The sequence below is a fragment of the Pseudomonas abietaniphila genome (genome assembly GCF_900100795.1).
In the GTDB taxonomy this organism is placed as follows: domain Bacteria; phylum Pseudomonadota; class Gammaproteobacteria; order Pseudomonadales; family Pseudomonadaceae; genus Aquipseudomonas; species Aquipseudomonas abietaniphila.
The window spans coordinates 234,027-249,193 of sequence record NZ_FNCO01000003.1; the positions used below are offsets into that span (position 1 = coordinate 234,027).

Genomic DNA, 15,167 nt, shown 5'->3' on the forward strand with positions numbered 1-15,167 from the left:
GCGATTGCCCAGATGGGGTAAAGTCATTACCCATCTCTCTGGAAGATAGGTTGCGTGGCCATGCAGTGGAACCTCGAACAGATCAGGCTATTTGTCAGTGTCGCCGATCAGCGCTCGTTTTCAGCGGTGGCGCGGGACTCCCGGCGTGCGCAATCCGCCGTGAGCAATGCGATTGCCCTGCTCGAGACCGACCTCGGGGTGAGCCTGTTCGATCGCAGCAGCGGTCGTCAGCCGCGCCTGACGGAAGCGGGCGGTGCGTTGCTCGAAGAGGCGCGAGAGCTGTTGCGCCAGTGCGAGCGCCTCGACGGCCGGGCGCTGGCGTTGATGCGCGGGCAGGAGGCGCGGCTGCGGCTCGCACACGACGAGGCCATGCCTTACCAGCCTGTACTCGACAGTCTGGAGGCTCTCGATGAGCGCTTCCCCAGTGTCGAAGTGCAACTGGCCAGCGGCGCGCAGGGTGATGTCGCGCGCAAGCTGCTGGAGCGGCGTGCCGACCTTGGTCTGCTTTTTCATCACGAACAGATGCCTGAAGCCCTCGAACGGCGGGTGCTGGGCAGTGTGGAGATGGTGACTGTTTGCGCAGTCGATCATCCGCTGGCCAGCGAACCGCTGATTACCCGCCAGCAACTGGCGCGGCATCGGCAATTGCTCATCGCGCCGCAGCAAAGTGGTTATCCCGGCGGCGAACAGTTGAGCCCGCAGGTGTGGCGAGCCGACAGCTTCTACGTCATGGCCGAGCTGCTGATGCGAGGTCTGGGCTGGGCCTGGCTGCCTCGGCACGTGGTGCAATACCCGACCTACCAGAACCAGATGATCGAGTTGAGCAGCGAGTGGACGCCCCCGGCGCTGGTGGTTGAAATGGTCTGGCGCCGTGACGAACCATTGGGGCCGGCAGCACGTTGGTTGGCCGAGTGTTTCACTCATCATTTGAAGGCCATTGGCTGATAAACTCCGCGCCCATGAATAGAACCCTCTATACCGTCCTGTTTCACCTTGGCCTGCCTCTGATTGCACTGCGTCTGTGGCTTCGCGCTCGCAAGGCGCCTGCTTACGCGCAACGTATCGGTGAGCGTTTTGCCCGTGGACTGCCGCCGATGCAGCGTGGCGGCATCTGGGTTCACGCGGTTTCGGTGGGGGAGAGCATCGCCGCCGCGCCGATGATTCGGGCCTTGCTGGCACGCTATCCACAGCTGCCGATCACCATCACTTGCATGACGCCCACCGGTTCGGAGCGCATCCAGTCGATGTTCGCCAACGAGCCGCGCGTTCAGCACTGCTATCTGCCGTATGACTTTCCGTGGGCAGCCGGGCGTTTTCTCGATCACATCCAGCCCAAAATCGGCGTGATCATGGAAACGGAGCTGTGGCCCAATCACATTCATCAGTGTGCGAAACGTGGCATCGCGACGGTTCTTGCGAATGCGCGACTGTCAGAGCGTTCCGCACGGGGTTACGGACGCTTCGCCGGGCTCACCCGACCGATGCTGGCTGAAATGAGCCTGATCGCCGTGCAAACCGAAACCGAAGCACAGCGTTTTCGTGACTTGGGCGCCCGCCCGGCGTGCGTGACCGTGACGGGTTCGATCAAGTTTGACCTCACCATTGACCCGCAATTGCTGGCGCGCGCAGCGCAGCAACGCGAAGCGTGGCAGACCGCGCAACGTCCGGTGTGGATTGCTGCGAGCACTCACGCGGGCGAAGACGAGGTCGTGTTGTCTGCTCACCGCGAGCTGTTGACCAGCCATCCTGATGCGCTGTTGATTCTGGTGCCGCGTCATCCCGAACGCTTCGACAGCGTGTTCGAATTGAGCCGGCAGCAAGGATTCAACAGCGTTCGCCGTTCGAGGGCGGAACCCGTGTTCAGCGAAACGTCCGTCCTGGTCGGCGACACCATGGGTGAGCTGCTGTACCTCTATGCTCTGGCCGATATCGCGTTCGTCGGCGGCAGCCTGGTGCCCAATGGCGGGCACAACCTGCTGGAGCCCGCCGCGCTGGACAAGCCGGTGCTGAGCGGCCCGCACCTGTTTAACTTTCTGGAAATCGCCGCGATGCTGCGCAGTGCCGGGGCGTTGGAAGAGGTCAGTGATGCGGCAGGATTGGCGGCTGCGGTGCAGCGGCTTATCGAGCAGCCAGAGCAAGCGATGGCCATGGCTGATGCTGGGCTGGCGGTCATGAAGGCCAATCAGGGCGCGTTGCAGAAGTTGCTGGACGGGATTGGTCGGTTGATTGATGCCTGACCCGGTCGTCCGAATGTAGGAATAACCTGTGGGAGCGAATTTATTCGCGATGCGGTTGTACAGCCAATAGACATCTATCGCCTGTACGGCCCCCTCGCGAATGAATTCGCTCCCACAGGGCGCTGCGTGTTTTCCAGCAGTATCGTCTTACCGCTCAGTCGGCCGCTCGAAATTCTTCGCCGCTTCCTTCGCCAGGTCCGGCGGCAGGAAATCTTTGTCCGGGTTGTAGTCGGGCTTGAGGTAGCGCGAAAGGTCCTGCAGATCCCCAGGACTCAACGTCCCGGCGGCTTGCTTCAAGCGCAGGTTGTCGAGGATGTAGTCGTACCGGGTGTTGTTGTAATCACGCACCGACGCATACAGCTGGCGCTGAGCATCCAGCACGTCGACGATGTTGCGAGTCCCCACCTGGTAACCGATTTCCGTGGCTTCCAGCGCACTCTGGTTCGAGATGATCGACTGTTTGCGCGCCTGGACCTGTTCGACGTCGGTGTTCACCGCACGATGCAGGTTTCGCGTGTTTTCCACCACCTGACGACGCAGGCCTTCACGCTGTTGCTCGGTCTGGCCCAGGCGGGCGTAGGCTTCGCGCACTTGCGAACTGGTCAGGCCGCCGCTGTAGATCGGGATGTTCACCTGCAAGCCAATGGTGCGTTGCTCGACGCTGCCGTGGAAACTCTGCCCGGTGTAGTTCGGGTTGGTGAAGCCCAACGGGTCGTTGTCGCCTTTTTCGTATTGAGCCACCGCATCGACCGTGGGCGCATGCCCGGCCTTGCGTTGGCGCAGGGTTTCTTCGGCGGCGCTGACGGCGTAATTGCTGGCCAGCAGATTCAGGTTCTGCTGAGCCGCCGTGTCGACCCACGACTTGGCGTCATTGGGCGAGGGCGCGAGCACGGGCAGCGTGTGCACGATGCCTTCAATGGAGTTGTACTCGCGGTTGGTCAGGGTCACCAGGGCCTGAAAGGCGTCGTCGACCTGACGCTTGGCGACAATCCGCGCCGCGCGCGCCGTGTCGTAGCTGGCCTGAGCCTGAAGCACGTCGGTCTTGTCCGAGAGGCCGACGTCGAAGCGTTCGTTGGCCTGATCCAGCTGACGCTTGAACGCGGCTTCTTCGGCTTTGGTCGAGGCCAGGTTGTCCTGCGCGCGCAGGACCGAAAAGTAATCCTCGGCACTCTGCAAAATCAGATTCTGTTCCGTGGCCGAGAGCTGCAGCATGGCCTGCTCGTTCACGTCCTTGGCGGCCTTGAGCTGGAACCAGCGGTCGGCGCGGAAGATCGGCTGGCTCAACGTTGCGCGATACACCGTGCCACTGCGATTGATGACCGCAGACGGCTCGTCGATTTTGGTGCGCGTATTGTTCACATCAGCGCCGCCGGAGATGTTCGGCAGCAGGCCGGCGCGGGCCTGGGGAACGATTTCCTTCTGGGCGTCATAGCTGGCGCGGGCTGCGGCCAGATCGGCGTTGTTGTTCACCGCTTCCTGATAAACGCTTACCAGCCCGGTTTTGGTCGGCAGCGGCATGTCGGCTGCTCCGGCCACTGCACTCGAAGCACACGATACGGCAATGGCCAGTGAAAGTTTGCGCAGCATAGACATTCCCTAGTAATAGTTGTCGCCAGAACAAGTCCAGACGCCTTTGGCGCCGCGTAGCGAGTGTAGTTCCAGAAGATTGCCGCAACAATCGGGTAAAACGGCCATTTAACGCGCGTTTGAATTCCGCGCTTGGCGTTTGCCCTGCCTCGCGACTAGACTGACGCCGTTCTTGTCGGGGTGCCTTGATATGAGGCTGAGATCGGATAATCCGGATCCCGTTGAACCTGATCAGGTTAGCGCCTGCGTAGGGAACAAGATTTCTCGTCTCCCGGCGAGTCCTCTTGAGTGTCGTCCGGGGTCGTCATTGTTCATTTTCTGAACAGCCCTCGTTATTCGATTCTCAGCATCCGTGTCGTCTCAGGGTGCCTCCGTCCGTTCGAATCAGGCTCAAGCTCCGACAATCCATTGCGCCGCAATATGATGTCTGGAGAGCCCGTGATGAGCACAAGACTAAAAAACGCCAATCTGAGTGAGTCCGCCCAGGTCGATTCGGGGTCGGTTCAACCGTTCACCCGCTCGCAGAAAATCTACGTTCAGGGCTCCCGTCCTGACATCCGTGTTCCCATGCGAGAGATCAGTCTGGACGTCACGCCTACCGGTTTCTCAGGGACAAATAGCGACGGCGAGATTAATGCGCCGGTTTGCGTGTACGACACCTCAGGGCCCTACACCGATCCCAACGTCGTCATTGATGTGCGCAAAGGCCTGGGCGATGTCCGCTCGGCATGGATCGAATCCCGTGGCGATACCGAGCGTCTCGACGGTCTGAGTTCCAACTTTGGTCAGCAGCGCCTGGCCGATGCCGAACTGACCAAGCTGCGTTTCGCCCATGTGCGCAACCCGCGTCGGGCCAAGGCCGGTGCGAACGTCAGCCAGATGCACTATGCGCGTCAGGGCATCATCACCGCCGAGATGGAATACGTCGCCATCCGCGAGAACATGAAGCTGCAAGAGGCCCGCGCCGCCGGCCTGTTGAAGCAGCAGCACGCCGGTCACAGTTTCGGCGCGAGCATTCCGAAAGAGATCACCCCTGAGTTCGTGCGCGAGGAAATTGCCCGCGGCCGCGCGATCATTCCAGCCAACATCAACCACGTTGAGCTGGAGCCGATGATCATCGGCCGTAACTTCCTGGTGAAGATCAACGGCAACATCGGCAACAGTGCGCTGGGTTCGTCCATCGAAGAAGAAGTGGCCAAGCTGACGTGGGGCATTCGCTGGGGTTCTGACACCGTGATGGACTTGTCCACCGGCAAACACATTCACGAAACCCGCGAGTGGATCATCCGCAACTCGCCGGTGCCGATCGGCACCGTGCCGATTTATCAGGCGCTGGAGAAGGTCGGCGGTGTGGCCGAGGACCTGACGTGGGAGCTGTTCCGCGACACGCTGATCGAGCAAGCGGAGCAGGGCGTCGACTACTTCACCATTCACGCTGGCGTGCTGCTGCGCTACGTGCCGCTGACCGCGAAGCGCGTCACCGGGATCGTCAGCCGGGGCGGTTCGATCATGGCCAAGTGGTGCCTGGCGCACCACAAGGAAAACTTCCTCTACACGCACTTCGACGAAATCTGCGAAATCATGAAGGCCTACGACGTCAGCTTCTCGCTGGGTGACGGCCTGCGTCCGGGCTCGATTGCCGATGCCAACGACGAAGCGCAATTCGGCGAGCTGGAAACCCTTGGCGAGCTGACCAAGATCGCCTGGAAGCACGACGTGCAATGCATGATCGAAGGCCCCGGCCACGTGCCGATGCAGTTGATCAAAGAGAACATGGACAAGCAGCTGGAGTGCTGTGACGAGGCGCCGTTCTACACCCTAGGCCCGCTGACCACCGACATCGCACCGGGTTACGACCACATTACCTCGGGCATCGGGGCGGCCATGATCGGCTGGTTCGGGTGCGCGATGCTGTGCTACGTGACGCCGAAGGAACACTTGGGTCTGCCCAATAAGGATGACGTGAAGACCGGGATCATTACGTACAAGATCGCGGCCCACGCCGCTGACCTGGCGAAAGGGCATCCGGGCGCGCAGATTCGCGACAATGCCTTGAGCAAGGCGCGCTTCGAGTTCCGCTGGGAAGACCAGTTCAACCTCGGTCTGGACCCGGACACGGCACGTGCCTACCACGACGAAACCCTGCCGAAGGACTCGGCCAAGGTCGCGCATTTCTGCTCGATGTGCGGGCCGAAATTCTGCTCGATGAAGATCACCCAGGAAGTCCGCGACTACGCGGCCAACCAGAAGATCGAGACGGTGGACCTGTCGGTGGCCGAGGGCATGCGTGAGCAGGCCGAGCGGTTCAAGCAGGAAGGCAGTCAGCTTTACAAGAAGGTTTAAGGCCTGACGATTGATCGTTCCCACGCTCTGCGGGGTAATGCCTTTGGTGATGCTCCGCGTCACAGGGGACGCGGAGCGTCCGGGCATGCATTCCAATGCGCAGCGTGGGAACGATCATCAGGCGGATTCCCCGCAAATAACTAAAAATGTTCCTCCGAGATAACAACGTGAACACACCCGGCACTTACTCACCTGATATCCCCGTCCCCGCCAGCAAGCGGGTCTTTGGCGGTCGCGATCTGTTTTCCCTGTGGTTTTCCCTCGGCATCGGCCTGATGGTCCTGCAGACCGGCGCGCTGCTGGCGCCGGGGCTGGGAATGTCCGGCTCGATGCTGGCGATCTTCCTCGGCACGCTGGTGGGCGTTCTGCTGCTCGCGGCGGTTGGCGTGATCGGCAGCGACACGGGCCTTTCGTCCATGGCCGCGCTCAAACTCAGCCTGGGCAGCAAGGGCGCGGCGCTGCCTGCGATTCTCAACCTGCTGCAACTGGTGGGCTGGGGTTCATTCGAAATCATCGTCATGCGTGACGCGGCCAGTCTGCTTGGCGCGGGTGCGTTTTCAGCCTCCAGCCTGTGGGCCAACCCGCTGCTCTGGACGTTGATCTTCGGCGCGCTCGCCACCCTGCTCGCCGTCAGCGGACCGCTCACCTTCGTGCGGCAGATTTTGCGCAAGTGGGGCATCTGGTTGTTGCTCGCCGCGTGCGTCTGGCTGACCTGGAACCTGTTCGCCAAAGCCGACCTGTCGGCGTTGTGGGCACGCGCCGGAGACGGTTCGCTGCCGTTCGCCGTCGGTTTCGACATCGCGATCGCCATGCCGCTCTCCTGGTTGCCGCTGATTGCCGACTATTCCCGATTCGGCAAGCGCGCAACCGGCGTCTTCGGTGGCACCGTGCTGGGCTTTTTCCTGGGCAACTTCTGGTTGATGACACTGGGCGTCGCCTACACCCTGGCGTTCGCGCCAAGCGGTGAAGCGAATGCGTTGTTGCTGGCGCTGGCCGGCGCGGGCATGGGCATTCCGTTGCTATTGATCCTGCTCGACGAATCGGAAAACGCATTCGCCGACATTCACTCGGCAGCGGTCTCCAGCGGGATTCTGTTGAAAGCCAAGGTCGAGCATCTGGCGTTGGCCATCGGCATTCTCTGCACGCTGATCGCCTGCTTCGCGCCGTTGGCGCAATACCAGAATTTCCTGCTGCTGATTGGCTCGGTGTTTGCGCCACTGTTCGGCGTCGTGCTGGTGGATCACTTCATCCTGCGTCGTCGCAGCCATGGCGCCGCGACAGTGGGATTACGCTGGATGACCTTGCTGGCCTGGGTGGGCGGCATCGCCACCTACCACGTGCTTGCGAATCTGTACCCGAACGTCGGTGCAACACTGCCGGCCCTCATCGTGGCCGGCGTGTTGCAACTGGTGTTGAGTAAAGCGATCAGCTCCGGCCGGGGAACAGTTCCGGCTTGATGATGCCGTTGAGCTGAGGGTAAGGAATCTTCAGCTCGATGTGGCCCATGGCGTAGGGGGCGATCGTGGTGACCGGGTATTTCAGGATCACTGCACCGTACGTCAGGGCGACGTTGGAAGTTCGCTTGAATGGCCACATCTTCTGGAACTCGGTGTCCTTGTCCAGCTTGGTGCTGATCTGCCAGGCCTGATGGGCGAGTTCGGCTTTGTCCCAGAACGCCGCTTCCTGGCCCGGCACCAGCATGTCGCTCAGTGTCAGGACGCGTTGTTGCTGGCGGGAGTAGTTGATGAAGGCGCGGCCCGGATTGCCGTGGGCACCGCCGGTGTCCAGATAGCTCGACAGCTCGACCACCACGATACCGTCATGCTGCTCGCGTACTTTTGCCTGCAGATAGCTGCTGTTGCGTGGCTGGGCGCGGCTCAGGAATTGCTCTTGATAATCCTTGAGCGTCGGCGGTACCGGGCCGTCGGTATCGCTGCGCGTCAGTTGCAGCAGGGTCCGCTGGGTGATGGCGTCCAGTTTCGGCTCGTCCGGGAAGTGCACGGTGTCGATGTTCACCAGCGGGCAGTCGTCGGTGCTGCAGCCGGGTTTGACCAATTCGGATGCGTCGCGCTGAACGGTCAGCGGACTGCGATAATTGGGCTGGAAAAGGCTCTGGCAGGCGCCCAGTATCAGGGCCAGGCAGGCCAGTGAAATGATCTTCAGAAACGACATGTTGATCCTTGGCGTTGGCATAAAGGGCCATCACTGAGCAGTAACGGCAACCAGCTTCGACTACGTGTGGCGCAATCAGTTCGCCACTGGACGGATTAGAGTGCCTTTCGCTTGCCCTCGTCTACCCTGAGTGCCTGTTTTGCCCGAACGAGGGGCTGCATCCCGCGTGTTGGCACGTTAGGATGGCGCGAAGACTCAAGTGCTCAGCAGTGAGAAATGTATGACCGACACGACTAAATCGACGCCGACGAAGCACGAGATCACGCACCGTGAAACCTGCTTCAAGGGGTTCTATCAGCTGGACCGTCTGCACCTGCGCCACGAGCTGTTCGACGGCGGCATGAGCCCGGAAATCAAGCGCGAACTGTTTGTGCGTCACGACGCTGTCTGCGTTCTGCCCTACGACGCCCGGCGAGACGAAGTGGTGTTGATCGAGCAGTTCCGTGTTGGCGTGATCGGCAAGCATTCCAACCCGTGGCTGATCGAAATGGTCGCCGGCCTGATCGACAAAAAAGAGGAGCCTGAAGAGGTTGCTCACCGCGAAGGAGAGGAGGAAGCTGGGCTTGTCTTCAGCGCGTTGTGGCCGATTACCAAATACTTTCCGTCGCCCGGTGGCAGTAACGAATTCGTTCATTTGTACCTGGGTAAATGTGAAAGCGAGGGGGCTGGTGGGTTGCACGGGCTGGAGGAAGAGGCCGAGGACATCCGTGTGTCGGTCTGGTCATTCGATGACGCGATGCAAGCCGTGAAAGACGGACGCATTGTCAACGCGGCAGCTATCATCGCAATACAGTGGCTGGCGCTTAATCGCGCCGAAATCAGGGGGCTGTGGTCGTGAATCTTCTGCGCGAGCGCTACCGTGTCGACCTTGCCGGGCTGCAAGCAGCCTGTGAGGCGAACTACGCGCGCTTGATGCGTTTGTTACCTGACATGCGCAATGAACAACGTTCCCGCCGGGTGGCCGTCACCCAAGGCGATCAGATGCTGGGCGTGCTGGCGGTCGAAGTGATTCTCGACTGTCCGTACACCACCACGCTGCAAGTGCGCCAGGAACACAGCCTGCCATGGCTGCCGGTGCCCGTTCTGGAAGTACAGGTTTATCATGACGCGCGCATGGCGGAAGTCATCGGCGCCGAACACGCTCGGCGTTTCCGCGGCATCTACCCGTACCCCAATGCCGATATGCATCAACCGGATGAAAAGGCCCAGCTCAATCTCTTCCTGGGGGAATGGTTGAGTCACTGCCTGGCGTGCGGGCATGAGTTTGAGTCGGTGCGCTGAAGTTGTAGGGCTTTTCCATTTAGCTTGACTCTCAAGTCTTCCCGCCTTGTAGGCTGTTTCTGAAAGTTGTGTTGCGCTGTTTTTTGGCTTTATTTTTTAGCTTTCCTAAAGCTAGGTTTGCACGATCTTTTCTTTGAGGTCGTGCTCATGGCTTATCTTGGAACTCATCTTTATTCCTGTCATGCAATTCCGTTTGATTGGAATGACACTTGGCTAGTGGTTGTGAGTGGTGATGGGATGAATTTTTGTGGCCATGCTTTACTAAAGGCTGGTTATCACTACTTTCATGTTCATGGTTGGAATCGGCCCTTTCACCTCACTGAAGCGGGTTACCAACGATATTCGAAAGAGGGAGGGAAGACTGAACTTTTCAGGCGCAGGGTCCACATTCCCAATCCCGAAGGTGCTCAAAGAAAAATTGAATCGCTAAGTGCCAATATATGGTATTGGCTTGCTATTCCCAGTAATTGCGTGAGTTATGTAGAAGATATTTTCCTGGCGGGTGGGGCGGAGGATTCGATCTTTAGTAACTGCCCCGCGAGGTGGGAATGAAACTAATAAAACTAATCGTCTATGGTGTCGTTATAGGCGCGGTCGTCAATTTTTTCTTCGAGATTTTCTTTGTTCCGCCCGGTGAGCCAGCGTCGGCGCTCGCTACCGGATCTGTATTCTTGACGGGCTTTCTTTTGGGCGCATCAATATCGCGTTACGTCTCATGGGGCTGGTCATTGGGAGGCGTAGGCGGGATGTCGGCAGGGTTGATTGGTCCTACACCCCTGATGTTCTTTTTTCCTGATACCAGCTATGAAAAAGTCTTACCTTGGCTTTTTCTAAGTGGAGCAATCGGCTTTCCCCTTGGTGGTTACTACGCCGACAAAATGTTCCGGAGGATAAGCAATTATTGGCGTGCTCGAAGTCCCGGGCGTGATAACTGAGAGCTGCCGCTCACTTCGGCATTTGCCCGTCGGCGCTCCAGCCACCATAATCCGGCCATACCTGCTCAAGGAGATGGCCATTGCCGAGCACACCTCTGAATTCGTCCTCCGTCCTGGTGGTGCAACTGTCGGACAGTCACCTGTTTGCTGAAGCGGACGGCAAGCTCTTGGGCATGGCCACGCGCGACAGCCTGAACGCCGTCGTTGATCGGGTGCTGGCCGAGCAGCTGGACATCGACCTGGTGCTCGCCACCGGCGATTTGTCCCAGGATGGCTCCATCGAGTCGTATCAGGCGTTTCGTGAGTCGAGTGAACGCCTGTCCGCGCCCAAACGCTGGCTGCCTGGCAACCATGACGAACTTCGGGAAATGGCGATTGCCGCTCAGCAGAGTGACTTTCTTGAGCCTGTCGTGGACGTCGGAAATTGGCGTATCACGATGCTGGACTCTGCCGTTTCAGGCTCGGTGCCGGGTTATCTCGAAGACAAACAACTGCAACTGCTCGCCCAGGCATTGAGCGAAGCCCCGCAACGTCATCATTTGGTCTGCCTGCACCATCATCCGGTGCCCATTGGCGCGGCATGGATGGAGCCGATCGGGCTGCGTAACCCGGAGGCGCTGTTCTCGGTGCTGGAACGTTTTCCACACGCTCGGGCGCTGCTCTGGGGTCATGTGCATCAGGAATACGACCAGCAACGTGACGGCTTGAGGTTGATGGCGTCGCCGTCCACCTGCATTCAGTTCGCGCCCAACAGTGAGGATTTCAGGCTCGACGCGCTGGCGCCGGGTTATCGCTGGTTGCGGCTGCACGATGACGGCCGTGTCGAAACGGGCGTCTCGCGGATTGACCCCAGTCTGTTCGAGGTCGACCTCAGCGGTGCCGGTTATTAATGGAAATGCTTCGAGCCCCCAGCGGTTGATCAACAAACGAGTTTTCCCCCGGTTGTCCCTGTAAACTGCGTGGCTTTGCGTGTTGATGCGCTGCTTCTGGAGATAACCGCGTGAACCAGGATCACCCGACGCTTCTTTATATACACGGTTTGAACAGCTCGGCGATGTCGAAAAAAGCCACACAGCTGGCTGAACTGATGAAAACCCTGGGGTTGAGCGAGCAGTTGCGAGTGCCAGAGCTGCACCATCATCCGCGTCAGGCGTTGGCGCAACTGGAGAGCGCCATCGAGGAACTGGGCGGTCGGCCACTGCTGGTCGGCAGCTCGCTCGGCGGCTACTATGCGACTCACCTGGCTGAGCGGCATGGCCTGAAGGCTGTGCTGATCAATCCTGCAGTCAACCCGCATCAGTTGTTCGACGGTTTTCTGGGCACCCAACAAAACCTGTATACCGGCGAACGCTGGGAGCTGACGCATGATCACGTAGACGCGCTGGCTGAGCTTGAAGTGCCCGCCCCACAGGATCCGCAGCGCATCCAGGTGTGGTTGCAGACCGGTGACGAGACGCTGGATTACCGGCGCGCCCAAGCGTTTTACCGGGCCTGCGCCCTGCGCATCGAAGGTGGCGGTGATCACAGCTTTCAGGGTTTTATCTCGAAGCTGCCTGCCTTGCTGAGCTTTGCCGGTTTCGCCCCGGCGCTTTTGCAGGCGATCGACGTGTCGGCGCTGTGAATAACGCGTCCGGACCGAGCTTTTGCTGAAACAAACATGTAGAACAGTGTCACTCCGAAATTTCATGAACGACTTGATGACGAGACCCCATGGCCAATCCCAGCGCTAGCTCTTATAACGCAGACGCCATCGAAGTCCTCTCGGGCCTCGACCCGGTCCGCAAGCGGCCGGGCATGTACACCGACACCACGCGGCCGAACCACCTCGCCCAGGAAGTCATCGACAACAGCGTCGACGAAGCCCTGGCCGGCCACGCCAGATCGGTTCAGGTAATCCTCCACGCCGACAACTCCCTGGAAGTGGCCGATGACGGCCGCGGCATGCCGGTGGACATTCACCCGGAAGAGGGCGTGTCGGGCGTCGAGTTGATCCTCACCAAACTTCACGCGGGCGGTAAGTTTTCCAACAAGAACTACCAGTTTTCCGGCGGTTTGCACGGCGTGGGGATTTCCGTGGTCAACGCGCTCTCGACCCAGGTGCGGGTGCGGGTCAAGCGTGATGGCAACGAATACGAAATGACCTTTGCCGACGGCTTCAAGGCCAGCGAACTGGCGGTCGTCGGCACGGTAGGCAAGCGCAACACCGGCACCAGCGTGTATTTCGCGCCGGACCCCAAGTACTTCGACAGCCCGAAGTTTTCCGTCAGTCGCCTCAAGCACGTCCTGAAAGCCAAAGCCGTTTTGTGTCCCGGGTTGCTGGTCAGCTTCGAAGACAAAAGCACCGGCGAGAAAGTCGAGTGGCATTACGAAGACGGCCTGCGCTCGTACCTGCAGGATTCGGTCACTGACTTCCTTCGCCTGCCGGACGAGCCCTTCTGTGGCGCATTCGCGGGCAACAAAGAAGCGGTTGACTGGGCGTTGCTATGGCTGCCGGAAGGCGGCGACAGCGTTCAGGAAAGCTACGTCAACCTGATCCCGACCGCGCAGGGCGGCACGCACGTCAACGGCTTGCGTCAGGGCCTGCTCGATGCAATGCGCGAATTCTGCGAGTTCCGCAACCTGCTGCCGCGTGGCGTCAAGCTGGCGCCGGAAGACGTCTGGGAGCGCATCGCGTTCGTGCTGTCGATGAAGATGCAGGAGCCGCAGTTCTCAGGTCAGACCAAGGAGCGACTGTCATCCCGCGAAGCGGCGGCGTTCGTCTCCGGCGTGGTCAAAGACGCTTTCAGCCTGTGGCTCAACGCGCACCCGGAAATGGGCATGCAGCTGGCCGAACTGGCAATCAACAACGCCGGTCGTCGTCTCAAGGCGAGCAAGAAGGTCGAACGCAAGCGCATCACCCAGGGCCCTGCATTGCCGGGGAAACTGGCGGATTGCGCGGGGCAGGACCCGATGCGCGCCGAACTGTTTCTGGTCGAGGGTGATTCCGCAGGCGGTTCCGCCAAGCAGGCGCGGGACAAAGAATTCCAGGCCATCCTGCCGCTGCGCGGGAAAATTCTGAACACCTGGGAAGTCGACGGCGGCGAAGTGCTCGCCAGTCAGGAAGTGCACAACATCGCGGTCGCGATCGGTGTCGATCCGGGCGCAGCGGACATGAGCCAGCTGCGTTACGGCAAGATCTGCATCCTCGCCGACGCCGACTCCGACGGCCTGCACATCGCGACGCTGTTGTGCGCCTTATTCGTCCAGCATTTCCGCCCTCTGGTCGATGCTGGGCACGTTTACGTCGCAATGCCGCCGCTGTATCGCATCGACTTGGGCAAAGAGATTTATTACGCCCTCGACGAGGCCGAGCGTGATGGCATTCTTGATCGCCTGGTCGCTGAGAAGAAGCGCGGCAAGCCACAGGTCACCCGATTCAAAGGCCTGGGTGAAATGAACCCGCCGCAGTTGCGTGAAACCACCATGGACCCGAACACCCGTCGTCTGGTCCAGCTGACGCTGGATGATTTCGAAGCGACTTCGGAGATGATGGACATGCTGCTGGCCAAAAAGCGCGCGGGCGACCGCAAGACCTGGCTTGAGTCCAAGGGCAACCTCGCCGAGGTGCTGGTTTGATGCGAGGCGGATTGGCCGCGTTGTTGCTGGTCGCCACTCCCGTCTTCGCAGCGCCGCTGCCGGAGCTCAAGCTGCTTTCCGAGCACCCGGTCGACGACATGATTGGCGGAAACCTGTCCGGTCTGGCGTCGTGTAACGGTGTGCTGTGGACGGTGTCGGACCGCGACGACACGTTGCTGTACAGCCTCGATACCTCAGCGACCGTCTGGAAGGCCCGGGCGCAGGTCCTCGATATTCCGCCGATTCCCGACAGCGGCTTATCACCGACGCTGCGCGCTATGGCCAAGGCGTCCGCACTGGTTCGTGGTGGCGATCTGGATTTCGAAGGGGTGAGCTGTGATGCGGCCGGTAATCGCTATCTGGTGAGCGAGGCCTACGCGACGGTGCTGAAGGTCCCGGTCAATGGCGCGCCAAGCTGGCTGGAGCTGCCGAAAAAGGTGGTTCAGGAGGCGCAATCCGCCGGCATGCTGCAGCACTTCAATGCGATTTTCGAAGGCATTGCCGTCAGTCCTGCAGGGGACCGGTTGTGGCTGGCCGCAGAGCGTGAGAAACGCGGGCTGTTGACCGCGCATCTGGGCAAGGACGGTTGGGCCTGCGATGCCAGTTGCATTCTGCGGGTGGAGTCGGGCACTGACGTCTTGCCTCCGCAGTTAGGGGGCAAGTCGGTCGCCAAGGATTTTTCCGACATCTCGCTGTACAAGGGCAAGCTGTTCACCCTTGAACGCGCGGCGTATCGCATCTGTCGGCGCACCCTGGAAACCGGTCAGTTGGAAACCTGCTGGTCGTTTGCCAAGGAGGCACTGCAACCCAACCGGCTTTACGATCAGAAATACGGCCTGACCGAAGCCCTGATCGTGGACGACAAGGGCGCCTGGGTCGGAACCGACAACAATTTCGGTGTTCGCGCCGATGGTGAAAAGCGGCCCATTGTGTGGCGCTTTGCCGCGCCTGAAGGTGGCTGGAGTGCGAAGCCTTGACTCAGGCGCTTCCCGGCAAG

14 protein-coding genes and 1 riboswitch are annotated in these 15,167 nt (G+C 60.2%); of the genes, 12 read left to right on the forward strand and 2 right to left on the reverse strand.

Annotated elements, in window-relative coordinates; all coding sequences use genetic code 11:
• Positions 1-60: 60 nt before the first annotated feature.
• Positions 61-945, forward strand: coding sequence for a LysR family transcriptional regulator (locus tag BLS87_RS07795; protein WP_167362040.1), 885 nt, complete (start codon positions 61-63; stop codon positions 943-945).
• A gap of 14 nt (positions 946-959) precedes the next feature.
• On the forward strand, positions 960-2,237 hold the full coding sequence (gene waaA / locus BLS87_RS07800) for a lipid IV(A) 3-deoxy-D-manno-octulosonic acid transferase (protein WP_074751767.1): 1,278 nt from the start codon (positions 960-962) through the stop codon (positions 2,235-2,237).
• 147 nt (positions 2,238-2,384) lie between these two features.
• Here waaA and BLS87_RS07805 read toward each other — a convergent pair whose 3' ends face one another.
• Positions 2,385-3,824 carry a TolC family outer membrane protein gene (locus BLS87_RS07805; protein WP_074751771.1) on the reverse strand — a complete coding sequence of 480 codons (1,440 nt, stop codon included), beginning with the start codon at positions 3,822-3,824 and terminating at the stop codon, positions 2,385-2,387.
• 166 nt (positions 3,825-3,990) lie between these two features.
• A riboswitch (TPP riboswitch) is annotated at positions 3,991-4,095 on the forward strand.
• Between the two features lie 170 nt (positions 4,096-4,265).
• Here BLS87_RS07805 and thiC point away from each other — a divergent pair.
• A complete protein-coding gene (gene thiC, locus BLS87_RS07810) occupies positions 4,266-6,167 on the forward strand; it encodes a phosphomethylpyrimidine synthase ThiC (protein WP_074751774.1) in 1,902 nt (633 codons plus the stop codon).
• Between the two features lie 167 nt (positions 6,168-6,334).
• On the forward strand, positions 6,335-7,624 hold the full coding sequence (cytX, locus tag BLS87_RS07815) for a putative hydroxymethylpyrimidine transporter CytX (RefSeq protein ID WP_074752167.1): 1,290 nt from the start codon (positions 6,335-6,337) through the stop codon (positions 7,622-7,624).
• Here cytX and BLS87_RS07820 read toward each other — a convergent pair.
• Positions 7,593-8,339, reverse strand: a complete 747-nt coding sequence (locus BLS87_RS07820; protein ID WP_074751777.1) for an RsiV family protein — start codon at positions 8,337-8,339, stop codon at positions 7,593-7,595. The genes cytX and BLS87_RS07820 overlap by 32 nt on opposite strands.
• Before the next feature lie 220 nt (positions 8,340-8,559).
• On the opposite strand from BLS87_RS07820, the gene BLS87_RS07825 reads away from it, so the two are divergent.
• The 8 genes from BLS87_RS07825 to BLS87_RS07855 all read left to right on the forward strand — a co-directional run bounded on the left by BLS87_RS07825 (position 8,560) and on the right by BLS87_RS07855 (position 15,147).
• A complete protein-coding gene (locus tag BLS87_RS07825; protein ID WP_074751779.1) occupies positions 8,560-9,177 on the forward strand; it encodes an NUDIX domain-containing protein in 618 nt (205 codons plus the stop codon).
• Entirely contained in the window at positions 9,168-9,620 is a 453-nt protein-coding gene (locus tag BLS87_RS07830) for a DUF1249 domain-containing protein (protein WP_074751781.1), read from the forward strand. Before BLS87_RS07825 ends, BLS87_RS07830 begins: the two co-directional genes overlap by 10 nt.
• 147 nt (positions 9,621-9,767) lie before the next feature.
• Positions 9,768-10,172, forward strand: coding sequence for a hypothetical protein (locus BLS87_RS33660; protein WP_143024329.1), 405 nt, complete (start codon positions 9,768-9,770; stop codon positions 10,170-10,172).
• Positions 10,169-10,555: a hypothetical protein gene (locus BLS87_RS07835; RefSeq protein ID WP_074751783.1), complete on the forward strand. Its 387-nt coding sequence runs from the start codon at positions 10,169-10,171 to the stop codon at positions 10,553-10,555. Before BLS87_RS33660 ends, BLS87_RS07835 begins: the two co-directional genes overlap by 4 nt.
• An 80-nt stretch (positions 10,556-10,635) precedes the next feature.
• Positions 10,636-11,445, forward strand: coding sequence for a 3',5'-cyclic-AMP phosphodiesterase (gene cpdA / locus BLS87_RS07840; protein WP_074751785.1), 810 nt, complete (start codon positions 10,636-10,638; stop codon positions 11,443-11,445).
• Between the two features lie 110 nt (positions 11,446-11,555).
• Positions 11,556-12,176 (forward strand): YqiA/YcfP family alpha/beta fold hydrolase, encoded by a 621-nt coding sequence (locus tag BLS87_RS07845; RefSeq protein ID WP_425262205.1) that lies wholly within the window; start codon positions 11,556-11,558, stop codon positions 12,174-12,176.
• An 89-nt stretch (positions 12,177-12,265) separates the two neighbouring features.
• Entirely contained in the window at positions 12,266-14,170 is a 1,905-nt protein-coding gene (parE, locus tag BLS87_RS07850; RefSeq protein WP_074751787.1) for a DNA topoisomerase IV subunit B, read from the forward strand.
• Positions 14,170-15,147, forward strand: coding sequence for an esterase-like activity of phytase family protein (locus BLS87_RS07855; protein WP_074751789.1), 978 nt, complete (start codon positions 14,170-14,172; stop codon positions 15,145-15,147). Before parE ends, BLS87_RS07855 begins: the two co-directional genes overlap by 1 nt.
• The last annotated feature ends 20 nt before the right edge of the window (positions 15,148-15,167 follow it).